The organism is Paenibacillus sp. J31TS4 (assembly GCF_018403265.1).
In the GTDB taxonomy this organism is placed as follows: domain Bacteria; phylum Bacillota; class Bacilli; order Paenibacillales; family NBRC-103111; genus J31TS4.
This window is the reverse complement of record NZ_BOSI01000005.1, coordinates 118,481-140,393: the sequence shown is the minus strand read 5'-3', so window position 1 is coordinate 140,393 and position 21,913 is coordinate 118,481. Positions and strand designations below refer to the sequence as shown.

The window sequence follows — 21,913 nt, the reverse complement described above, 5'->3', positions numbered from 1 at the left end:
GCTGTCTGACGGCGGCTCGCTTGGGAGAGTTTTATTTATTAAAGTCGTCGCCGATGAACGCCCGCTGGACCCGCGACCAGAACGGGTAGGGCCGGAACCGGGCAAAATGGACCTTGCGGTCCGAAACCCGGCAGCGAATGGACACGACATCGCTGCGCTGGGCATGCAGATGATCGATCGACAGCAGGAACCGCCGCTTGGCGTGCGGGTAGATATCGCAATGATGGTGCTTGGGCAGGATCATGGACGAACCGAGCGTCCGGAAGACCCTGTTGTTGATGGAAGCGATCTCGGCGATCTGGATCGCTTCGATGGACGGATGGATCAGTCCGCCGTTCAACGCCTTGTTGTAGGCGGTGCTGCCGGACGGGGTCGAGATGCAGATGCCGTCCCCCCGGAACATCTCGAACGTAACATCGTTAATGTTCAGCTGTGCGACCAGCGTCTCCTCGATGCCTCGGAGCGTGAATTCATTCAGCGCTACATGGGTCTCCGTTTCTCCGTTCTTGGTGGTGATCGCTATTTCGACCAGCGGATAGCGGACGATGCGCAGATGATCCGCCTCCGCGGGAGAGTTCATCACTCTCGCGAGCTCCTCAATCTCGTCCGGGGTCCAGTCGGCATAGAAGCCGAGACGGCCCGTGTGAATCCCGACGAAGGCTATGTCGTTCAGCCGGTTGATGAACCGGTGGAACGCATGCAGCATCGTGCCGTCTCCGCCGATGGACACGACATAATCGGGGCTTTCGTCGGACAGAATCATGCCGTACGAAGCGGCCAGCTGATGGAACTGCTCCGTCAGCTTCAAGGAAATCTCGTCGCCACGGTCTACTACGAAGTACTTCAAAGGAAGAGCCTCCTCCATTTAGTGCTGCTACTCCCATCATGATAGCTAATCCGGGGTCAGAACACAATGGCGGAAGGGCGAATGGCGCTTTTTGTCGGTAGAGGCGGTGAGAAGGAAACACGTAAGGTGGAACAAGCGGCCGAGCGATATAAAGGAACGCGGGCGGGGTACGACCGGCCAGGCGGCGCAAAGGAAATGCGAACGGGGCACAAGCGGCGCGGAGAATGAGGATGGAACAGCCAGCGGCTTTACCGCCCGGAAGGCGTGCGTCGGCTCAGAAAGCAGAGCAGGACGCTGAGCAGCATCAGAACAGCCAGTACGAGCAGCAAAGCCGTGGCCGAGCCCGCGAGCGTACGTCCCCAATCGGGCACGTACCCTACGGAGAGGTCGCCAGCCGTTCCGCTCCACACCGCCATGACCGGCTGCAGAGGCGTCCAAACGATCGGTACGAGCACAGCCGCCAGTACAGCGTGGAGGAACCGGGCGACGAGAAACGGCACATAGCGAAGGTTCGTCTGATGCAGCAGGCTCGCGATCTGGGCATGGACAGATAATCCGCCCCACGACAGGACGAAGGCCGCGAGCATGGCTTTATACAGGAGGGGGGAGGCTGCAGCTTGGCCTGCCGCCTTGGCGCCGAGCGTCACCTCGAAGAACCCGTTCACCACGGCGTCGGCGAGTGCACCGGGCACCGCCAGCCATTGGAAGACCGTCTGAAGGGAGGCGTAGACGGGAGCCAGCGCCCCGCTCAGCCGCAACGCCTCCATCACGACCGAGAAAAAGACAACAAGCCCCCCGACGACATACATAAGGCGAAGCGAAGACGAGACCGCTTCCTGCAGCATCAGACCGAGTGGACGCCCGTCTTTCAGCCGGGCTTCGTGCATGGAGGCAAAGGCGCGTTTCAGGAGCGGACCGGCCTCTTGGTCCAGGGAGGACGAGCGTTCGGTAGCCGGGGCCCGCGATCCATGAAACCGCATCAGGAGCCCGAGCAGAACCGCTCCGCCGTAATGGGCAGCGGCCAGGACGACGGCCAGCTCCGCATTTTGAAAAAAACCGACGGATACCGCGCCGATCAAAAAGATCGGATCCGCGCTCGTCGTCATGGCGACGAGCCGTTCGCCCTCCTCCCGGTTGACCAGCCTCTGGCTCCATAGCTGAGCCGTCAGGCGGGCGCCGACCGGATAGCCCGCCGCAAAGCCCATTGCCATGACGAAGCCGCCGATGCCGGGAATCCGGAACAGGGGGCGCATGAGGGGATCGAACAGCGCGCCGAAAAAATGCACGAGCCCGAAGCCGAGCATCAGCTCGGAGATGAGGAAAAACGGAAACAGAGCGGGAAACAGCACATCCCACCAGATCGAAACGCCGCGCAGCGCCGCTTCGAGGGACGGAAACGGGTAGAAGAACAGAAGACCGGTCAGGAACAGGGCGGCAGCCGCCGTCCATCCGACCGGGTGTATAAGCTTGCGCAGCATGGGCTTGGCCTCCTCCTCCAGCTGCCCGGAGCCGTCCGGCGGATTCGGATCCACGGGGAACGGGCTTCGGGCTTATCCGCCGAACCCGCTCGATAGCGGAACAGCGGATGCAGCTGCCCGGATCCCGAAAGAGGGGAAACCGGGCTAATCCCACTATATGAGCAGACGGCGGCGGACATGCCGGGCAACCAGAATCGGTGGATGGGCAGAACGGGCTTGTCCGGCCAAAGGCCTATTTTTTTGGTGAAAAACGAAACAAATCTGCAATGTTCCGTTGAACAGTGCCCGATTATGGTAAAATGGAACCAAACGTCGAATCCAATGAAGGAGGAAGAACCGAATGGGTGCTATCCTTATCGCTCTTCTGGTCTGCGGATTTGTTTTTGTCATTAAGGAAAATTTGATGGATTCCGCGGAAGACGACGCGGATTCTAGATAGAGAAGGAGATTGCGCATGAATACCGATCACAGCGTGACGATCTACGAAGCGCTCGGCGGGGAGGAGGGAGTATGGAGGCTCGTCGAAGCTTTCTACCCGAAGGTGCAGGCGGACCCGCTGCTCGGGCCGATCTTCCCTGAAGACATTACCCCGGTCATGGAGAAGCAGCTGCTGTTTTTGAGCCAGTTTTTTGGAGGTCCGCCTCTGTATACGGAGCGCTACGGCCACCCGATGATGCGTGCGCGGCATCTGCCTTTTCCGGTAACACTTGAGCGGGCGAACGCCTGGCTCGCTTGTATGAAGAGAGCGTTGGACGAGACGGTAAGCGATCCCGCGCTCCGCGAAGCGGTTCTGGAGCGGCTCAAAGCCCCCGCCTACCACTTCATCAATCAATAAGGCCACCACTAACTAACGTCGGGGATGAACAGCATGGAACCATTGTATATCGTCAACCAGACCTGTCCCGCCTGCGGGACCGGGTATTCCACTTCGCGGGTCCGGCCGAGCTTCAAGCGCTCCCACCACGTGGACACCGATTTTTGCCGCTCCTACCGGCAGATCAATCCGGACTATTACGCTGTGCGCGTCTGCCCGGCTTGCGGATACGCATTCAGTGAGCATTTTGCGGAACCGACTGATGCACAGCGTGAGCAGATCCGCGCGCAGATCAGCGCCGGCTGGCAGCGGAGGGATTACGGGGGCGAGCGTTCCTGGCAGGAAGCGCTGGACGCGTACAAGCTGGCGCTCCTGTGCGCCCAGCTGAAGGACGAGCCGCCGCGGGTCGTCGCCAATCTGCTGCACCATATCGCCTGGCTGTATCGCGAGCAGAGAGACGAGGCCCAGGAGAAGCGGTTTCTCGCCCACGCACTCGAGGCGTACCTGTCCGTGTTCGAGACGGAGCGGGTCGTCACTGACAGCGCCCGGCTGCTCTATCTGCTGGGCGAGCTGAACCGGCGGCTGGGCCGTTTCGCGGAAGCGGTCCGCTGGTTCTCGCGGGTCGTGAACGATCAATCCATCGTTGACGCGACGATGATCCGGGCAAGCCGCGAGCAGTGGGCGGCCGTCCGGGAGGAGATGAGGGCGGCCGGAGTAGAAGAAGCGGCGGAAAAGTGACCGGTCCTCTCTACGCGGCTTGCTGACAGCCGCTTCCACCGCTTCCGCTTCCTCACCGCTCGCCGGCGGCCAGCGACTTCCATCGCTCCCGCCACAAGCCTTCTCTATACCGTCGTTTCTTAGGTTCAACCACGAATAAACGGCCTAAAACCGCCCTCACGCAGAGTATGTCTGCGCGGGGGCGGTTTTGGTATGGAACGTATGCCGGTTTTTACCCGAATGCTTGGACGCATACAGCGCCTCGTCGGCTTGCTCGATCAGTGCAAGAAGGCTGGCGCCGGGCTGCTCCGCGATGGAGATGCCGATCGAGATCGAGACATCCGGCCCCGTATTCGCGTCCATGGGAGCGCCCGTCGCAGGCTGACTCGGGGAGAGCCGGACGACCTCGGCGCACAGCTCCTCGGCGAGACAGCCCAGACGGCCCGGCTCCGGCCCGTGGCTGAGGAGGATGAACTCCTCGCCTCCGTAGCGGGCAATGTAATCCTGCTCGGGAATGAGCGCCTGCAGACGGCGGCCGACCTGCCGGAGAAGCTGGTCTCCCTGGACATGCCCCCACCGGTCGTTGAACTGCTTGAAGTTGTCGATGTCGACCATGAGGATGGCGATCCGCTCCTTGGCGAGCGAGCGGGTGGCGATGTCCAGGAAGCTGCGCAAATTCGGAAGCCCCGTCAGGGTGTCCTGGTTCGCCTTCATCTCCAGTCTCCGCTGCTCGACCCAGCTGCGGTTCTCCTCGTTGTGCAGCAGGATCAGAACCGTCAGGGAGACGGCCGAGACGGCAAAAAGCAGCAAGGCGGCTCCCGCTTCCTCCAACCCCCCGCCTCGCGGCAAAATCAGCTGCAGCAGGAGAGCGGCTCCCGTACTCAAAGCGGCCGCCCGCCAGCCTGCCCGCACCGGAATGCCGGTGCAGCCGTCCCGGCAGGCCCGGCGATGGAGGAGCGAGGCGAGCACGGAGGGGAGCAGGAGGCCGTCAAAGCTGTGCCATGCCCAGCCGGTCTCCTGAACGAGCAGAGAGAACGAGAAGGGCAGCAGCGTCGACAAAAGAGATAGGGATGGGCCGTACCGGAGCGCAGTGAGAACAACGGGCAGGAAGCGCAGGTCGGGCACCGGCCCGATGCCCGGCAGAGGCTGCAGCATCAGCAGAATGGCGGCCAGGCCGCTCAAAAGGGGAACCAGCACCCACTCCCGGCCCTCGACAAAGGAGCGGCACTTGCCGGCCAGGTAGCTCAGCGAAAGCAGAGTGCTGGCATTAATCAGGAACAGTAACGTTTCGGCCATTCGAATCACTCGTCCATATTCGTGAAATAAGAGTTACCTCAGGTTCTCTGTATACTCCTATTCCCTGCATTATGGAAAAATCCTCCCGCATCTGGGAGGAAAGTCCTAATTTTTCTAGCTAGCGTCTCCGTTTGGTCTGCTGGTCGCGTAAAGGCTTGTCCGCGAGCATATAATCGGAATCAAAGTCGACGAGCGTCGCCTTGCCGAAGCAGCAGGGGAAGACGAGCAGCTTCTTGGCCCCGGCATGGATCAGCTCCCGGTCCTGCGGCTTCAGCGGAAGCAGCACCCGTTCCGCCCCGCAGAACGGGCATTCCTGCACGTACAGATCGGAGCGGATCTGCTCGTAGGGCCAGGTGTGAGAGAACGGAATCATTCTCCGTCCTCCGCGGATTCGCCGGTTCCGGACTTCCGTTCCGCCGGTTCACCGGACTCGTCGGCGCTGGCAGTAGGCGCCGCGCCCTCTTCCTTGGCGAGCTCGGCCAGCTTGGCCAGCAGGATGTGCTGGGGCATATGCATCAGCTGCTCAATCGGAATGCGCAGCTTCTCGGCCAGCTTGACGGCCGTGTCGGCGGATATTTGCAGCGGTCTCATGTCTAGCGTCACCTCTTTATCCCGGCGAATGCGCACATACGTCGGGTGGATATCCCCTATTTAACCACACTCCGTTCGGCCGCGGCAACCGACCGGCCGGGGAGGGAATCCGAGCGGGGGCGGGCTATTTCGGTTTTTCGGAGGTTTGTGTTTTAATGAGGAAAGGAAAGCCAATTCATCTGCGCGAAAGGAAGGATTCAGTATGCAGCATCCATTGCGGCAAACTTGGGATTTGGACAGCTTATTCCCGGGAGGAAGCGAGTCTCCGCAGTTCGCCCGGTTCCTCGATGACATCAGCGCTCGTCTGGAGACATTCCGGCAGGAGCTGGCAGGGGCCGGCAAGCCGGTGACGGCCGAGGAGGCGGAATCCCTCTCCGGCCTGGTCGAAACTCTGCAGCACCTCATGGGCGACCTGATGCAGGCCGATTCGTTCACCGCCTGTCTCGCCGCCGAGAACCAGGACGACAAGCGGGCGGTTCAGCTCGGAGGCAAGGTCAAATCGCTCAACGCCGAATTCCACTCCGCGCTGACACGCTTTGACAGCCTGCTCCTCGCCATTCCGGACCGGGTGTGGGAGGGACTGCTACATCAGGAGCGCTGGCGCCCCGTCGCCTTTGCCCTGAACGAGCGGCGGATGGACGGCAAGGAGAAGCTGCCTCCGGAGCAGGAAGCGCTCGTCAGCGCGCTCGCCGTGGACGGGTACCACGGATGGGGGGAGCTGTACGATACGACGGTCAGCCAGGTGAGAATTCCCCACGAAACCAAGGACGGCGTCGTCCTGCTGTCCGCGGGCCAGGCTTCCAACAAGCTGCATTCGCCGGACCGCGCCGAGCGCTCCGCTCTGTTCGACAGCTGGGAAGCTTCCTGGGAGAATTACGAAGACTTCTGCGCCGACGCGCTTAATCATCTCGGCGGCTTCCGTCTGCAGCTCTACAAGCAGCGGGGCTGGGATTCGGTGCTCAAGGAGCCGCTATCCATCAACCGGATGTCCGCCAAGACGCTGAACGTCATGTGGGAGGTTATCGACCGCAACAAGGACGTGTTCGTCCGCTACATGAACCGGAAGGCCGAGCTGCTGGGCGTGGAGCGCCTCGCCTGGCATGACGTCGAAGCACCGATCGGATCGGCCGATCTCACCTTCACCTATGACGAAGGGGCGAAGATTATCGTCCAGCAGTTCCGGCGCTTCAGTCCCAAGATGGCGGACTTCGCGGAGATGGCGTTCGAGAAGGGCTGGATCGAGGCCGAGGACAGACCCGGCAAACGGCCCGGCGGCTTCTGTACGTCGTTCCCGGTCAGCGAGGAGACGCGCATCTTCATGACGTACGGCGGAACGGCGGACAACGTCTCGACGCTGGCGCACGAGCTCGGACACGGCTTCCACCAGCACGTCATGACCGATCTGCCAGTTCTGTCGCAAAACTATGCGATGAACGTAGCGGAGACGGCCTCGACCTTCGCGGAGATGGTCGTCAGCGATGCGGCCGTGCGGCAGGCGGAGGATGCCAGCCAGAAGCTGGCTCTGCTCGACGACAAGATCCAGCGGTCGATCGCCTTCTTCATGAACATTCACGCCCGGTTCCTGTTCGAGACGCGCTTCTACGAGGAGCGGAAGAAGGGAATCGTCGGTGCCGACCAGCTGAGCGAGCTGATGGTTGAGGCGCAGCGGGAAGCGTACCGGGATGCGCTGAGCGAATACCATCCGCATTTTTGGGCGTCCAAGCTGCATTTTTACATTACGGACGTGCCGTTCTACAACTTCCCGTATACGTTCGGCTATCTGTTCAGCGCGGGCATCTATGCGTTCGCAGAGAAGGAAGGCAGCGGGTTCGAGGACCGGTATATCGCACTTCTGCGCGACACTGGCCGGATGACTGTCGAGGAGCTGGCGCTCAAGCATCTTGGCGTCAATCTCGAGCAGCCGGAGTTCTGGCAGCAGGCGGTCGACCTGGCCGTGCGGGACGTCGAGCAGTTTATCGAGATGACAAACGGCTAAGCGGCCGAGGAGGGTCAGGCGGCTCACGGAGGCCGTCCTGCCCTGGATGAGGCCCGGACTTGTTCCGGGCTTTCTTTCTCTATAGGGCCACCATTCGATATAGGAGGAGGGACTTCATGCTGACCTATACGGGAATTCATCATGTCAGTCTGAACGTGCGGGAGCTGGAGCCGGCACGGGCGTTCTACCGGGAGGTGCTGGGCCTGCAGGAGATAGCACGGCCGCCGTTCGACTTTGCGGGAGCGTGGTTCGCCGTGGGGGACACCGGGCAGCAGCTGCATCTGATTGTGTACGACGGCGAGACGCTGAGGGAGGGCGGAGCGGACTCGCAGGACGGGCATTTTGCGCTGCGCGTGGCGAACTACCGGGAGGCGCTTAAGCATCTGGAGCGGCTCGGAGTCGTCCATGAGGCGAGGCCGCATGCGCGGGCCGGATTCCCCCAGATCTATCTGACGGACCCCGACCGGAACGTCATTGAGCTGAATGCCGAACGGCTTGATAGCGAGTGATTCCAGAGACTCATGCGGAGGAAAGGGCGTATAGGTCCTTAGTATAGGATAATTCTGTAAATAATTGTTGAATTATGACAATGGCCCCCGTATAATAGGTCATGAGATTTACATACTTTATCTTATCTTGTTGAACAGACTGGGGGGTCATTAGTGTCCGTAGACCAACTGCCGCTAAACCGGCAAATCGAACTCGTTTTTCATGAAATAAACGAGGAGCTTCGCCAACTCGATTCTGGAACCGTTTTCATTCAGATTCGCAACAATGCCATCGGGAAATTCGGCGTCCGCCATTTTCCGCTGGAGAGCAAGGCCGGCAGCTTCCAGGCTTGCTGCCGCGGCTTGACGGAGAGCCAGGTCAAGGTCTTCCGCGAGATGGCGGTCGAATCGCTAAGGCACAAGAAGCATTGGACTCACGGAGAGATTTTCTTCGAATTCGCTCTCCGGCAAGGGGCGCTTTGCGCGAGCGTGCAGTTCGAGTCGAATTACAAATTAGCATATATTTAGTGCAAAAACCCTTGTAGATTAAGGGTTTTTGTTTTGTCGACATTCTGCTTGACCACATTTTGACCACATTGGACTCAAAAAGAAAAAGCAGAGTCGAGTTTCTCGGCGGCTGACTTCTGCATATTAGGCAGGACATGAGAATACGTGTTTAGCGTGACATTGATGCTCGCATGGCCTAAACGCTCCTGGACTACTTTAGGGTTCTCGCCGAGCTGCAGCAGAGTGGTAGCGTGGGTGTGCCGCATATCGTGAAATCTGATGCGCGGGACATCTGCTAAAGCTATATCGTGATCGTAATGCTTGTCCAGCGCTGAAGGATACAAAAGTTCCATCTTCGAGCCAGTGACCACAAGGTTCAATGAGTTTGGTACCTGCTTCATTTTGTATGACCGCAAATACTTAACCACTTGTTCCGGGATGCTGATCGTTCTTTTGGAGCCTTCAGTCTTTGGAGGCTTCAGATATAGTTGATTGCCCGCATACACAATCGTTTGCTGAACATGGATGTTTCGGTTCTTAAAGTCGATGTGATCCCACTGAAGCCCCAGGATCTCTCCCTTACGCATACCGGTGGACAGAGCGAGCATGTAAACGACATGGTAGCGGCATTCCTTGGTTGCATCGAGAAAGCGCTGAGCCTCTTCCATTGTCCATACCTTCATCTTCGGCTGCTTGTAGGAAGGCTTCTTTGCCACGGCAGCTACGTCTTTCGACATATACCCCCACTCAACAGCGGTTCGGATCGTTTTGGTGACCAGGTTACCTATGTTCTGGATGTGGCCGGCTGAAAAACCTTGGTCCGTTAAGGCCTTGTACATTTTTTGAATATCCATTGGGGTCAGCTTGTTCAGTTTGATATGCCCAATGTGAGGGATGATATGGTTTTTGGCATAAGCCAACTGCCCCTCATAGGTATTCTGAGCTACGTTCTGCTGAACGGTGTTCTCCAAGAAGTTAAGCATGAATTCCCCTACCGTATCCTTCGCCATAACGGCAGTTCCATTTCCGCGTTCGATCTCCGTGATCAACTCCGCACATGCTTTCTGCGCTTCCTTTTTCGTTGCAAATCCACTTGCTGTCTTCTGCTTGCGCTTGTTCGTGATTGGGTCACGACCTATGTCCAGCGTGAATGACCACTTGTCGCCACGCTTACGAAAATAACCTTTCATGTTCTTGTCCTCCTTTGGTGAGACTTCGAAAATAGGGGAATGAAGGCGCCTAACCTTTCAGACGGTGAGTTTATCCTACTTGGATCTTTAGAAGGGTTTCCCGGCCTGTATAAGGCTTGTACGCCCTCCCTTGCCCCAATGTGTTATGTGCTGGGTGAAATGGACCCCTTATGAAGGTGGTTTATGTATGCAATAACTACACTTGAACCAGGGGTTTCTGCATGCAATAACTCACCAAAATGCAACTCGGTGAGGGGTTAATGCCAGCAAAAACTCCCGGTTTCCGCCGCTCCAAGATCAATGACTGTCACCTAGGAAGGTGACAGTACATACCGCTAATTAGGTGACAGTTACACTTTTGACTATCCACACTAATTAGAGGACATTCAAATGGGGACTAACGTTCGGGGAAAAGAATTTCTAAAACGCTTATTATACGATCCCTATCCGATCTGCTTAGAACTTGACCAGAGTAAGTAAGCTGAGGATCTTCTAATATCTCGATCAGATCTTTTGATTTATTTGAAGTATCTTTTTTGGGGACGGCAATATATTTCGTCTCAGCAATACTCTTAAGCTGGCTTAATATTTTTTCTTTTGATTCGTCACTTATATACTCGATAAGTTGATACGAAAGGTTTCTCATGTTATAAAGCCGATCAAATTGTTCATAAAAATCTTCTTCATCATCCGCATTGATATTTTCTGGATCTTCATCTTTTTCTATAAGCATTGCTTCAAACCTATCGTTAAATTCATAAAAATCAGGACCCATAACGTGATCTTTAAAAGCATTAAATACGTCCCTACGTAACTCTGGCTTGAAGTAGCCGACACCATCAGTGAACGCGGCTAAGGTAGTCAACAAAGCACTTTTTAGTTCAATTTCTATTTCTTCGTAATTTGTAATTAGATCCAGCATCTTCGAATCAATATGCCCCGCTTTAAACATCATTTCTGAGTAGGAAATATTCAATGGAGAATGCAGCTTTTTGATTATTTCAGGTGAGGGAACTCCTCTTTGACCACTTTCCAGTTGAGAAATATAGGGCTGAGACACCTTCGCTGCCCTAGATAGTTGCCCCATTGAAAGTCCTGCGTTTTCCCTTAAGTTCTTAAGATACTCTCCGAACTCTACAGCGTCCATTACTACCCCTCCTTAAAGCTTATATTAAACCCCAAACCATAGCTACTGCAATCAAAATTTAATATAACCCCTTGCATTAGTTATCGAGTTCGAATATACTCATAACAATAGCAATCAATAACAAAAGTTATAGGTGGTGAGAAGGATTGAAAATTAAACTCAAAGACTCCGAGAGTTTCAACATTGTGCTTTTGAAGAATGGATATTCTAAGGCCGATTTTGCTAAAAAAATTGACCTTTCGAAGGCGATGACTATTCAGATTACAAATGGAGATCGGTGTCCTAGTCCTAAGATTGCTAAACGTATAGCTGAAGTCTTAAACGTGGAATGGGATGACATCTTCGTAATTGAGAAGCCAAATAACACAGCGAGTTAAAAAGGGGGAGGATTGTTTGTAATGAAAATTCAAATCGAGGACAAGCTCTTCATCGAATCAGATCCGTACCAGTTCATCATCAAGGAATATACCGGTAGCTTCGACAAGAAGGGTTATGAGAAATACGTAACTCATGGTTATTTCACAAAGTTGGAAACGGCGATCAAGCACCTTGCCAAGATGAAGGTTAAGGAATCGACCGCGAAGACGCTGGGAGAGCTCCTGCAAGACTTGAAACGCATAGAAGAATACATTTGCTCTAAGGTGACTCTCTAGCCCTCATTTTCGGGCCTGCACGAGTTTGTATCGCATCAATAACAATCTTGAAAGGGTGAAACCAATGAACGGTTTCCAATCGGCGAACACTCAGCCGGCTCCTATGCGGTTTATTCTACAGCCGGATACCAGCTATATTCAGCCGGAGGCGGCAGAACAGCAGCACATGATTCAGAAAGCAGATTACCCGCTTGTGTTGAACGCTAAGCATATTATCGAGATTCTCGGGGTTTCAAAGTCCACGGTTTATGAACTCTTCAAAGACCCTACATTCCCGCTTTTACAAGTTCAGGGCCGGAAGATGGTTTACCGGGATCAGTTCTTCCTCTGGCTGGATAGGCAGCAACGAGACGGAACGGGGGCGGTAAGATGAGTCACCGGAACTGGCGGATCACGTTCTCGCTACGGCAGCTGCTCAAGGCTCTGGAAGAGAAGAACCAGGAGTTGAAGGCCGGCGGCGTGACCGTGCTGGCGCTTGAAGACATGCAGGCGGCGATCTTGAACTGCATTCTGGACGTGAATGGGGTGCCCCGGGATGATGATTCGGCGGACTGGTTAGTAAGCCCGGCCCTGCAGATGATGTGGAATGAACTTGGGATAGACGAATGCCTGCGGCTAATGCAGGAGCGACAGGGGGAGCTAAGGCGGCCCGTCAAGAGTGGGTGATCATGAATGCAACAAGGATGGATCAAACTTCACCGGAAGGTAATAGAAAGCGAAATATGGGAAAAGCCGCCGCTCTATATCAAGGTCTGGATATTCTTACTGGTGTCGGCCCAGCATTCAACGTACAAGGGTTTGAGGCCTGGGCAAGTCAGAACGTCGATTCCCGACATCATAGAAGCCTGTAAATGGCGTGTCGGGGCAAGGATTGAACGACCATCCAAGGATCAGATCTATCAAATAATCGAGTGGCTACGAAAACCCAACGAAGGGGGACACGAAAGCAACGCAAATTCAACCATGATCACGACTACGAAGGCAACGCACGGGATGCTGATAAACATAAGTAACTACGGGGTTTATCAGTCTTTGGACGAGTACGAAAGCAATGACGAAAGCAACGAGGAAATCCATGCGAACCAGCTGCGAAAGCAACGGGAACCCAACAATATAAACAAGAATGTAGAGAATTACAAGAATGATAGAGATAAAACATACATCATTCTGCCGAATGACGGTCACAGGTTTCTAAATATCTATGGGTTTCACTTCAAAAAAAAGTTCAACAAAGAGCATATGAAGATTACGGAAGAGCAGTTGTCAACAATTCTTCAACAGCTCGAAGGCCTGGAGGATAACGGAGTATCGGATTATGAGTTTGAAGATGCTGTCATCGAGCATTTTGATGAATTGCCTGAGAGCAATAACGGAAGCATTATCGCCTTTATGCATACGACCAAAAGGCGTCTCGGCTTTTAAAAACAATGAAAGGAGAAGTAACGGGTGGACAAGGCGCTTCAAAAAAAGATTGCGGAGATCCTGACAAAGGCCGGCATGGTAAAGACGTTCGAGCTCCCGATTGAAGGCTTTGATCAAGTGCTGATAGCGGTCAAGCTCCTGGATCCGGAAGAAAAGACACTGATCGAAGAGCGTTACCTGAAGCATGGGGATTATGTTAAGAACTATGAGGTTTGTGATCTGATGGGCATTTCCAACCCTAAGTATCAAGCGATCAGATACCGTGCTTTTAGAAAGATCGCATACCAGATCGGGCTCTACAAGCCGGAAGGGGAAAGGAGGTGAGATCTATGCAAAGAACGGGTGCAAATAGCACACAACGGCCGATTGTGAATGTGCTGGATGAAATTCGCCTTATGGACTTGGTTGGGAAGACCAGTGCAACGGCAGAGAAAGTAAAGACCGCTCTGGACCAATTGCCGGACAAGGAAAAACGAATCATTTACGAGCAGTTTCTAAGGGAAGGGCGCAAGAATAAAAGGACTTGCTGCAAGGCGCTTGGGATGTCTGAAAGAGCATTCTTGACGCTCCGAAAGCAAGCGCTGGATCGGCTGACTGAGGCATTGAAAATGGAGCCACTAGGATAATTAGACAGTCCATTAGATCACGAGAGAGGACGGGAGAGCATGGGTGTTGATATACACCAATTAACGCGTATCACTGCCCTGAAGGCTGCGCTATTGGAGATCGCGTGCGCACTTGATGAAGACGAGCTATTCACTCGGCAGGATGCGGTGCAGAGGATTGCTGATGTGGTGGAAAGCATGCGGTACATGGAGGATGAATGCTACATAAGCACTTTGAGGAGGTGTTCAATGTGATTGATCTTCTGAAAGCAGTAGCTCAGGCGGGGAGCAATGGAAGAGCGCTGATAAGCCTCGAAGTCCTTAACGAAGCCTTGAAGTCGGCCGGCTATGACACAAGCAGCCTGGAGGGGATGATGGACCGAATCCGCCAAGAAAGAAAAAATGCTCTCACCGTTGCACCGGCGAAAGCATAAAACGAAAAACTCACTGATCGTTATTCTAACATACGGTAAGTCAGTTGGAAAGTTCCAAATTCTAGGGCACTTATAAAATGCTTCAGACACAGCCATGCACCCCTGCCAGGAGGGAGGTGATTTATTGGAAAAAGCAATATACGGCATGGCAATGCCACTTAATGACTCCTACTACGACTTTGATCCGGCCAGTAACACTTTCACTATAGATAAGACAAATCCCGATGCTGTAATCATAGACGGATATGTCGGAGCCACCATGAACCATGATTTTTCCCGCACTCTGGGGCTGACCGGGGAGAACTTGATTTTACAAAAAAATGAACGTGGGGTCTTCTTCAAACTCATTCCCGATTCGCCTTCAGGGCTTAGCGCATACAAAAAGGTCAAGAGAGGAGCCCTTCGGCACTGCAGCTGCTGTTACTTTGTAAGGAAGGCACCACGTAATGTCCAGGCCGAACAAATGGCCGCAGCAAGCGCCAGTGCCGTGGGGATCAAAGAAAATATCATCGTTAGAGAGTACCGCAAAATTATTCTGTATGAAGTCTGCCTCACCAACAATCCAGCAAACAAGGCGACCTTCTGCACCATAGATAAGGACCACCCTCTATTGCAAGGACTGAAATGGGACGAGCATCCGGCCGGAGGAAAGGACTTATCACCAGTTGGCCGGTCAGAAAGAACAAATGGAGGAACTAGCTGACATTGAAAGAGGACTTATCCATATAGCCGAAAGGATTGAACAAATATGACGTATGAGACACGAATTCAAGAAGAGTACCAGAAGTGTGCTGGACGTATTGCTGAGCTGAAGAAAGAATGCGAGAAGGACGATGAGCTTCTGCAGGATCTGAAGGAGCGTTATCTGGATGCAGCCAGCAATCAAGATGTGGCTGCCCTCGATCAGGTAAACGCTGAGATCCGGGATACCTCAGAACAGATCCAGAGGCGTAAAGATATGATAGACAGCCTCACAACTAATAACCCGGAGGTTCAGCGTCTGGCCCGTGAGGTCATCGACAAACAGATCAAGACCCGCGCTGTACTTGAAGAGAAGGCAGCTGCTCTCCATGCTAAGCTGCTGCCACATTACAAAGTTCTAACCGAGGGACTGGCGGAGTTAAATGAACTTCATCAAAAGGCCGTATCCGCTGACCAAACCGTAGAGTACTACAAGAGGTACTTGAACAAGAAGAACCTCTCTCAATATGGATTCAATCCACTACTAGTCGTATCGGGGTTGAACTTGAATGTCCAATATATCAGACCGCTGCTTGTTGAAGGAAGGCAGGTGTACAGATGATGAGCAATCTTACTGCAATCAAGAAAAACCCCGTCTTCTGGCAGATGAAAAGAGCGGCTAACCATACCGGTGAGCTCTATATTTACGGAGAGATCGCAGCGTACCAATGGGAGGACAGCGACACTACCGCGCAGAGCTTTAAGAAAGAACTGGACGACCTTGGAGATATCAAGACTCTGAATGTCTACATCAATTCTCCAGGCGGTTCTGTATTTCAAGGGCAGGCCATTCACACAATTCTGAAGCGTCACAAGGCCCGGGTAGTAGTGCATATCGACGGGGTAGCTGCTTCCATAGCCTCTGTGGTAGCCATGGCAGGAGACAAAGTAAGTATGCCGGCCAACGCCATGATGATGATTCATAACCCATGGACCATCGCAATGGGGAATGCCCAGGAGCTACGGAAACAGGCAGAATCCCTAGACAAGATCAGAGAGAGCATCATCGAAGCGTATCTTAGCAAAGCCGGACAGAGCCTAAGCCGAGACAAATTGACTGAACTACTCGATGCGGAGACCTGGCTGACTGCAAAAGAATGCTATGACTATGGGCTCTGCAATGAGATCGGTCAAGCTCAGGAGATAGCAGCCAGCATTGACATGGAAACCCTGGGTCGCTATAAGAATGTGCCAAAGGAACTCATTAAGAGTGCAGGAGTAAGTGCGGCTGACCGGCAACGGATGATTACTGAGGCGCGAGAGAATGTTGATCGGGTGAACCGGGTCTTACGAAGTCTTTGATGACGAGCAGAGAGGCTGTGACGAACACAGCCCCCCTGCCTTCGAAAGATTGGGCGAAACTCGCCGGGGACCGGCGGGGGCCCTTCGTTTTCACCAAGGACAAATTTTACATGGGGAGGGGGGGGATCTAACAAGGGTAAGACTAATCTAATCTTAGAATCTGTGTAGCGGATGGGCCTATTTGTGTATCAATTCTTGGTGGATTTGTGTAAAATACAAATGAGCCAAAAAACGGAGGGGGGAACGGGAACATGCAAACGTACGTAGTGTACCTATACCAAATGATAGGTAAGTACACTAACCCACACATCGAAGAGAATTATTTTGTTCTGGACTCTTTTCCAATCGCGGGTTTATTGAACCCGCGCACCTCCATGCAAACGGGCTTAAAGCTGAGACCTTTTGAAATACAACAAGATAACTTACACTTACTCGTTAAAAACGCTGATAAATTGGCAATCAAAATACTACGAATAGAATTTGATGACGACATAGACCCTGATCTTGAAGATGATCTCAAGATTGCATTGAACGAAATAGATCAAGTAAGGGTAGCAGGCTGCTTAGAACTAATTCGTTCACAGAATATCGAAATAAAATCAGTAACCTTCTTATACAAGGCTAGACAGTACCGTGTTACAAAATATGCGGTTGCTGAGATTAGTGCCCTTTGGGAGGAAGTTCCTATGCTAACCGTGAGCAGCCCTTTAGCAATGGTGACAGGTATGAAGCCGTTTCCTGTTGAAAGGCTAGGGGAATTGTGAACCAATACCTAAAGATGATTATCACCCAGACAGTTCAATTTTTTCTTATCTTATTTATATACCATAATTCGACAGATCAGCCGTGGTTTCAGAATAAATCAAGAGATACAATTGTTCTGATTCTAAGCTATCTTATCTTTATGCTCGTGCCGTTATTTTCTTGGCTGTTCAGACCCCTAGTTATTAAAGTGACTCAGGAAAGTAAGCTGGGGAAAGGTGTTAATGTAACCCCAATTCTTATTGAAGATAATACACTCAAAACTCCGCAAACTCTTCGGACGATCTCCCTTTCTGTGGAAGTCAAGCGAAGGGGGAGTTTATGGTGGAGACCGCTTTACTGGATTCTACTTAAGAATCGTGTTACGCTTACAATATATTCCACGCCCGATAATTTACTGTTACAGGCAGTAGATACTTTACAGTTAAAAGAAGTCGAGGTCACTGAAACAGGGTTTATAATAGAATTAAATGATTTATTAAAAGATGTTAGTGGAGGATATGGAAGCTTTTCTATATCTAAATCATATCCATACTTTATTGCAGACCATCCTGAAATACATATAACGCATAATTTAAATGCTATTATTCAGCCAAGAATTTATGTAAAAGACAAGCCCTCATGGTTATTGCGATTGTTTATTAAATATGAAACAAATATGCATCAAGTTGGATTTTATCGAAGATAGGAGTGGAGAAGTTGGCCGATAATTATGATACGAGATTAGTAATATGGGCAATGGATAGCGATCTATCATTAGCCCGTATAATTGAATTGATGCAGTTGGATTACAATATACCGATTGAATATCTGGGTAGAGAAGTTAAGGAGTATGATAGAACCCTTCAAATAGAATGGCATCCGGCTAGTGGAAATAAGTTTAAAATTGAGAAATTAATAATTGGTGAACAAGAAATAAGCTTTATTTCTGCAATTGGTAAATATGAAGATATGCTTGGACAAGCACGGGCAATTATTAACGGGACCCTTTTACCTAGGGAATATAGAGTGTTTAATAAAACAGTCGATGTTTTATTTTTTGAGCAAAGTGGCCGTGTCTATTGCGTTTTGGAAGTGAATCCGAGTCAGGAAGGTCGCATAAAGTCTGTCCTTTTTGGCCAAGGATATAAACATAGAAGAGAAGAATGGGGAAAATTGCAATCTAAGGACCTCCCTCAGTATCAATTGGATAGCAGATTTTTCTATTGGTTATTTAGTAAGAGGGGACAAAAAATCAATATCAAGCCGAATGGTACTGCCCCCTACTCAATAAATTTAATAGATGTTCACGCTGTTTCTCAACTCTCGGAGAGACAAGCCCATGATAATCGTAGTGAAGGGGCAGGCGTACTAGGGTCTATTTCAGCTCTTTCAGGGCTTGGGAGTAATCAGAGTGTTTATGAGGGAGGGTTTCACTTCCTTTTGCCTGATTTGCAACTGCTAACAAGAATTGCAAGTAATTGCACCTGCTTTCTTGACAGTAGTCGGTCAATTTTTACTGGAGAAGAGGATAGTTCGAAGTCTATAATGGATGATTTCCCGAAAACAGCAATTATTATTTATACTGTGCTCTTTCCCGGGCTTCTAGCCCGTTATCATGCTGAAGTTCAAACTGGTAATTGGTCCGCCTCTAGAGAAGAAGAGCAACGAAAAGCATGGGCTCTGCAAGTAATCAAAGAACTGGCGGAAGATAACAAAATTAGCTTGGTAGACTTGGAAACGATTCTCAGCTAACAACCAGAATGTATTAGAGGTTCAAAATCGATCGGCCCTAACGGAGGTATCGTCCTCCTGAAGGGCTTTTATTATTGTACCGGCACTTTCTGGGAGGCTGCTGCCTTTTGCTGCTTGATTTTTTCCTGTTTCAAAGCGAACTCTGCCATGGCTTTACATATTCTTTCCAATGCATCAGTGGATCATCTTGAAATATAAGTCCGATATTCGTCCCGTTCCTACTCGTAAAGTACACACTTACTTGGTCACGGATGTCTTTATTCCCCTCTTTATTCATAGGCATTCAACTCCCTACATCCAAAAATCGTCTGTCCTTACATTCTTGCCAGTGAGTTTCTTTACAGCAGTCATGAGTAACTTCATTGTCTTCCCGGAAGGAATATAATCCGCGTTATTACAAATCTTAGCTATCGTTTCCCGGCTAATCTTGGATACTTCCCTGACTCGCTCTTGTCCTCCATATCCAAGTTCCTGATCAATAAATTTGCCGAACCTGCTGCGCCTTTTACCTAACCCGAACATTTAGACTCGCCTCCTATTCCCAATGATGGACGAGTCTATTTCTATTTATTCAGCTCTTTTGAATTTTTCTTGGCAAGTTGGACAATCGGGAGCACATATTCCTTTAACATGTCGAGTGGAAGATGCTCTGGTAAATTCCACGAAGGGAGTCGAAAGTGCATGGGGACTGTGATTACGATTGCTGGCGTTGTTCTCGGATCGGTTCTATTAGAGAACCGGTTAAAGGAAGGAGGAAATACGGCAGCGGCCAGAACCTCAAAAACGTTTGTGCGGTTCTTTTTGATCGGCGCAGGGGGGTCCGCAGCATGGCGATTTCTTACGGCAGCGGAGCTACTTTTCACCTTCTGATCAAGAGAGGGGGCTATCTCTTCCTTTCCTACCAGATCCCCTCCGTAACCCAGATTGCTTCGTCACCTTAAACGGCCGGGCCGTCGCCAGTCCGGGTGGGTGCCGGACACGTCGAATGTTCTTCGATCTATTCCGCGCTTTGTACCGCTATCTCTTCCACGGCCATCTCAAAGTAGGGAGGAATGAAGCTGTCCGCCTCCCTTCCACAATCCATTCCAGGACTGAACAGAGCGTCATGCTCTCCGAATTCGCACCAGCTCCAGGCTCTTTCTTGTCCCACACCATTCCAATCGACCGGAAGAATACCTATGGTTTGGAGGAAAACACATGCTTCTTGAATGTCTGGGAATCGGTCTGTTAGTGGGTTCAGTGGGTTCTTCCTTTACTCTTTTCCGATCTTCTTCTTTAAACCTACCCCAGACGCTCGCAGCTGCCTTCAGAACGCTGGGCCTAGGCGTGCCGGACGGCGATACGCTCACGTTGCCACGGATCAATAAAACAATACCGTACGCCTGGGGAACTCGGCTTCTTATTAGCCTGCCGGCTGGCCTCTCCTCAAAGAAGGTCATCGATCAAGCCCGAGCGCTCTCTGAGGCATTACGAAGTGACCTGGAGGTTTATTGGAAGAGCGGGTTGATCATCGACATTTATAACGGGGAGATGGCCGGAAACGTCCCATACAGCTCCGTAGACCGCCATGATTGGAAAGTACCTATTGGCGTCAATCGGCGCGGGGAAACGGTCTTCTATGACTTCTCAGGCAGCTTCCCGCACCTGCTGATCGGTGGTATATCGGGGGGAGGGAAGAGCGTCCTTCTCAGGGGCCTGCTCACCTCGCTCGCTATCGGCCCGAAGCCGGATCTTTATCTTTGCGATCTCAAGAGCGGGGTAGAGCTGAACCTGTTCCGCGATTTGGCGATCACCAAGGGATTCGCTTCAAACCTCCAGAGCGTACTCAATCTCATAGAAAAAACGGAGGCAGAGATGCACCGAAGGTATTCCATCCTTGAGCGTAGCGGGGCTCAGAAATGGCAAGGAAACCTTTGCATTCTGGTAATGGATGAACTGGCCGACCTGAAGACCCGAGCAGGAGATCCAGAAGGGGCGACTAAGAATCGTATCAAGGTCGGACTGACCAGGATAAGCGCCAAAGGAAGGGCGGCAGGGGTAATCCTCGTTCTATGTACGCAGCGGCCCTCAGCGGACGTTGTAGACGGCCTTATCAAGACGAACATTGCTACCTCCATATCGTTCCGTACCCGTGACGGCATCCAGTCTCGAGTGATCCTCGACCATGACGGTGCCGCGGCATTGCCGGATGTGCCTGGACGCTGTATCTTCCAGCAGGCACATGATACTGTGCTGCAGACGTTCAACCTGTCTTACGAGCGGGCGAAGGAACTGCTTGCTTCATGCGAAAGGAGAGCGGTAACCGATGAATCCCATACAGGCAAAAGTGAACCGGTGGACAACAATCTTGACGAGCTTGAACGACCACGGGTATCTAACCACCTCACAAATTCAGCGGCTGCACGACCTCGGCGGCAGAAGAAACGCATGCAGAATTCTTAATGACATGAGCGACTATTTATCTTCATTTCGTCTCGAGGAGACCGTCTATTACTTGAACGCCCGCGGCCGCAAAGAAGTGGGCAGCTCGGTAGCTAGGCGGCGCACCATTCATGTGCCGCACACGCTCATGCGGAACGAGGTATTTATCCGGTACCGGCCGGATTACTGGCGGCCAGAGTTCCCGATCAAGTGGGCTGATAAATGCGTGATTCCTGATGCTGTCTTTCGGATGAACGGGAACTATGTCTTCCTGGAATGTGACCACACGCAGTCAATGGCACAGAATGAGCGGAAGATCGCGTCTTACCGGGAGCTGCGGGATACGGGCATCTTTCAGCGAAAATATGGGGCGTTTCCGCTTATAATGTACGTGACGGTAAGTGAGTATCGGCTGAAGTTGCTGCGGGCTCTTCTTGATGGGCTGCACGCAGAAGTGCTTCGAATAAACGATCTTCGATAAATGAACCTGTGATAAGAAGCAGTCACCCATTATAGGTGACTGCTTCACGCAATCAGCCTAATATTAGCAAGGACTTTCAATATTGTATGGAAGTTTTTCCGGTACTTTTAGAACAGAATCCGGCTTATTCTTAATCGAACGAAATCGACACTATCTTTGAATTTCTTGTTGAAGAATAGAAATTAATGAAGAAAATTTTGTGTTAAGAAGGAATTCCCTTGAATGAGGAAGAATAATACATTGTCAATAAAATGCTGAAATGAAGAAACTACACTCTTAACACAATT

General features: G+C 51.9%; 29 protein-coding genes. 21 read left to right on the top strand and 8 right to left on the bottom strand.

Features of this window, described 5'->3' with window-relative positions:
* Positions 1-31: 31 nt before the first annotated feature.
* Both KJS47_RS19855 and ylbJ read right to left on the bottom strand, forming a co-directional pair.
* A complete protein-coding gene (locus KJS47_RS19855) occupies positions 32-847 on the bottom strand; it encodes an NAD kinase (protein WP_213526985.1) in 816 nt (271 codons plus the stop codon).
* Between the two features lie 248 nt (positions 848-1,095).
* Entirely contained in the window at positions 1,096-2,325 is a 1,230-nt protein-coding gene (gene ylbJ, locus KJS47_RS19850; RefSeq protein ID WP_213526983.1) for a sporulation integral membrane protein YlbJ, read from the bottom strand.
* 454 nt (positions 2,326-2,779) lie between these two features.
* On the opposite strand from ylbJ, the gene KJS47_RS19845 reads away from it, so the two are divergent.
* Positions 2,780-3,160: a globin domain-containing protein gene (locus KJS47_RS19845; RefSeq protein ID WP_213526981.1), complete on the top strand. Its 381-nt coding sequence runs from the start codon at positions 2,780-2,782 to the stop codon at positions 3,158-3,160.
* Between the two features lie 33 nt (positions 3,161-3,193).
* A complete protein-coding gene (locus KJS47_RS19840) occupies positions 3,194-3,877 on the top strand; it encodes a DUF2225 domain-containing protein (protein ID WP_213526979.1) in 684 nt (227 codons plus the stop codon).
* 156 nt (positions 3,878-4,033) lie between these two features.
* On the opposite strand, the gene KJS47_RS19835 is transcribed toward KJS47_RS19840, so the two are convergent.
* From KJS47_RS19835 to KJS47_RS19825, 3 genes are all read right to left on the bottom strand, one after another.
* Complete coding sequence (locus tag KJS47_RS19835) at positions 4,034-5,152, bottom strand: GGDEF domain-containing protein (protein ID WP_213526977.1); 1,119 nt, start codon at positions 5,150-5,152, stop codon at positions 4,034-4,036.
* A 118-nt stretch (positions 5,153-5,270) separates the two neighbouring features.
* The gene (locus tag KJS47_RS19830) at positions 5,271-5,525 is read right to left on the bottom strand and encodes a hypothetical protein (RefSeq protein WP_213526975.1); all 255 of its coding nucleotides are present in this window, start codon (positions 5,523-5,525) and stop codon (positions 5,271-5,273) included.
* On the bottom strand, positions 5,522-5,743 hold the full coding sequence (locus tag KJS47_RS19825; RefSeq protein WP_213526973.1) for a YycC family protein: 222 nt from the start codon (positions 5,741-5,743) through the stop codon (positions 5,522-5,524). The genes KJS47_RS19830 and KJS47_RS19825 overlap by 4 nt, the downstream gene beginning before the upstream one ends.
* Positions 5,744-5,945: 202 nt before the next feature.
* On the opposite strand from KJS47_RS19825, the gene KJS47_RS19820 reads away from it, so the two are divergent.
* From KJS47_RS19820 to KJS47_RS19810, 3 genes are all read left to right on the top strand, one after another.
* On the top strand, positions 5,946-7,739 hold the full coding sequence (locus tag KJS47_RS19820; protein ID WP_213526971.1) for a M3 family oligoendopeptidase: 1,794 nt from the start codon (positions 5,946-5,948) through the stop codon (positions 7,737-7,739).
* Between the two features lie 116 nt (positions 7,740-7,855).
* Complete coding sequence (locus tag KJS47_RS19815; RefSeq protein ID WP_213526969.1) at positions 7,856-8,248, top strand: VOC family protein; 393 nt, start codon at positions 7,856-7,858, stop codon at positions 8,246-8,248.
* A gap of 153 nt (positions 8,249-8,401) precedes the next feature.
* Positions 8,402-8,755 carry an O-methyltransferase gene (locus tag KJS47_RS19810; protein WP_213526967.1) on the top strand — a complete coding sequence of 118 codons (354 nt, stop codon included), beginning with the start codon at positions 8,402-8,404 and terminating at the stop codon, positions 8,753-8,755.
* Positions 8,756-8,829: 74 nt separating this feature from the next.
* Here the strand turns inward: KJS47_RS19810 and KJS47_RS19805 are convergent, their stop codons facing one another.
* The gene (locus KJS47_RS19805; protein ID WP_213526965.1) at positions 8,830-9,924 is read right to left on the bottom strand and encodes a site-specific integrase; all 1,095 of its coding nucleotides are present in this window, start codon (positions 9,922-9,924) and stop codon (positions 8,830-8,832) included.
* 397 nt (positions 9,925-10,321) lie between these two features.
* Entirely contained in the window at positions 10,322-11,071 is a 750-nt protein-coding gene (locus KJS47_RS19800) for a helix-turn-helix domain-containing protein (RefSeq protein WP_213526963.1), read from the bottom strand.
* 185 nt (positions 11,072-11,256) lie between these two features.
* On the opposite strand from KJS47_RS19800, the gene KJS47_RS24425 reads away from it, so the two are divergent.
* The 14 genes from KJS47_RS24425 to KJS47_RS19730 all read left to right on the top strand — a co-directional run bounded on the left by KJS47_RS24425 (position 11,257) and on the right by KJS47_RS19730 (position 18,724).
* Positions 11,257-11,448 carry a helix-turn-helix transcriptional regulator gene (locus KJS47_RS24425; RefSeq protein WP_374707051.1) on the top strand — a complete coding sequence of 64 codons (192 nt, stop codon included), beginning with the start codon at positions 11,257-11,259 and terminating at the stop codon, positions 11,446-11,448.
* 21 nt (positions 11,449-11,469) lie between these two features.
* Positions 11,470-11,724 (top strand): hypothetical protein, encoded by a 255-nt coding sequence (locus KJS47_RS19790; protein ID WP_213526959.1) that lies wholly within the window; start codon positions 11,470-11,472, stop codon positions 11,722-11,724.
* 64 nt (positions 11,725-11,788) lie between these two features.
* Positions 11,789-12,097 carry a helix-turn-helix transcriptional regulator gene (locus tag KJS47_RS19785; protein ID WP_249716566.1) on the top strand — a complete coding sequence of 103 codons (309 nt, stop codon included), beginning with the start codon at positions 11,789-11,791 and terminating at the stop codon, positions 12,095-12,097.
* Positions 12,094-12,390 carry a hypothetical protein gene (locus KJS47_RS19780; protein WP_213526958.1) on the top strand — a complete coding sequence of 99 codons (297 nt, stop codon included), beginning with the start codon at positions 12,094-12,096 and terminating at the stop codon, positions 12,388-12,390. Before KJS47_RS19785 ends, KJS47_RS19780 begins: the two co-directional genes overlap by 4 nt.
* Before the next feature lie 6 nt (positions 12,391-12,396).
* Entirely contained in the window at positions 12,397-13,146 is a 750-nt protein-coding gene (locus KJS47_RS19775) for a hypothetical protein (RefSeq protein ID WP_213526956.1), read from the top strand.
* 24 nt (positions 13,147-13,170) lie between these two features.
* Positions 13,171-13,470, top strand: a complete 300-nt coding sequence (locus KJS47_RS19770; RefSeq protein WP_213526954.1) for a hypothetical protein — start codon at positions 13,171-13,173, stop codon at positions 13,468-13,470.
* Between the two features lie 5 nt (positions 13,471-13,475).
* Positions 13,476-13,772: an ArpU family phage packaging/lysis transcriptional regulator gene (locus tag KJS47_RS19765; protein WP_213526952.1), complete on the top strand. Its 297-nt coding sequence runs from the start codon at positions 13,476-13,478 to the stop codon at positions 13,770-13,772.
* 230 nt (positions 13,773-14,002) lie between these two features.
* The gene (locus tag KJS47_RS19760) at positions 14,003-14,185 is read left to right on the top strand and encodes a hypothetical protein (RefSeq protein ID WP_213526950.1); all 183 of its coding nucleotides are present in this window, start codon (positions 14,003-14,005) and stop codon (positions 14,183-14,185) included.
* A gap of 124 nt (positions 14,186-14,309) precedes the next feature.
* A complete protein-coding gene (locus KJS47_RS19755) occupies positions 14,310-14,888 on the top strand; it encodes an HK97 family phage prohead protease (RefSeq protein WP_213526948.1) in 579 nt (192 codons plus the stop codon).
* A gap of 45 nt (positions 14,889-14,933) precedes the next feature.
* Positions 14,934-15,488, top strand: a complete 555-nt coding sequence (locus tag KJS47_RS19750) for a hypothetical protein (RefSeq protein WP_213526946.1) — start codon at positions 14,934-14,936, stop codon at positions 15,486-15,488.
* Positions 15,485-16,228 carry a head maturation protease, ClpP-related gene (locus KJS47_RS19745; RefSeq protein WP_249716564.1) on the top strand — a complete coding sequence of 248 codons (744 nt, stop codon included), beginning with the start codon at positions 15,485-15,487 and terminating at the stop codon, positions 16,226-16,228. Before KJS47_RS19750 ends, KJS47_RS19745 begins: the two co-directional genes overlap by 4 nt.
* A 251-nt stretch (positions 16,229-16,479) precedes the next feature.
* On the top strand, positions 16,480-16,992 hold the full coding sequence (locus KJS47_RS19740; protein ID WP_213526944.1) for a hypothetical protein: 513 nt from the start codon (positions 16,480-16,482) through the stop codon (positions 16,990-16,992).
* Entirely contained in the window at positions 16,989-17,678 is a 690-nt protein-coding gene (locus KJS47_RS19735; RefSeq protein WP_213526942.1) for a hypothetical protein, read from the top strand. The genes KJS47_RS19740 and KJS47_RS19735 overlap by 4 nt, the downstream gene beginning before the upstream one ends.
* An 11-nt stretch (positions 17,679-17,689) precedes the next feature.
* Complete coding sequence (locus KJS47_RS19730; protein ID WP_213526940.1) at positions 17,690-18,724, top strand: hypothetical protein; 1,035 nt, start codon at positions 17,690-17,692, stop codon at positions 18,722-18,724.
* Between the two features lie 291 nt (positions 18,725-19,015).
* Here KJS47_RS19730 and KJS47_RS19725 read toward each other — a convergent pair whose 3' ends face one another.
* Positions 19,016-19,246 (bottom strand): transcriptional regulator, encoded by a 231-nt coding sequence (locus tag KJS47_RS19725; RefSeq protein ID WP_213526938.1) that lies wholly within the window; start codon positions 19,244-19,246, stop codon positions 19,016-19,018.
* 675 nt (positions 19,247-19,921) lie between these two features.
* On the opposite strand from KJS47_RS19725, the gene KJS47_RS19720 reads away from it, so the two are divergent.
* Both KJS47_RS19720 and KJS47_RS19715 read left to right on the top strand, forming a co-directional pair.
* Positions 19,922-21,166, top strand: a complete 1,245-nt coding sequence (locus tag KJS47_RS19720) for an FtsK/SpoIIIE domain-containing protein (RefSeq protein WP_213526936.1) — start codon at positions 19,922-19,924, stop codon at positions 21,164-21,166.
* The gene (locus KJS47_RS19715) at positions 21,051-21,626 is read left to right on the top strand and encodes a replication-relaxation family protein (protein WP_249716600.1); all 576 of its coding nucleotides are present in this window, start codon (positions 21,051-21,053) and stop codon (positions 21,624-21,626) included. The genes KJS47_RS19720 and KJS47_RS19715 overlap by 116 nt, the downstream gene beginning before the upstream one ends.
* Positions 21,627-21,913: the final 287 nt, after the last annotated feature.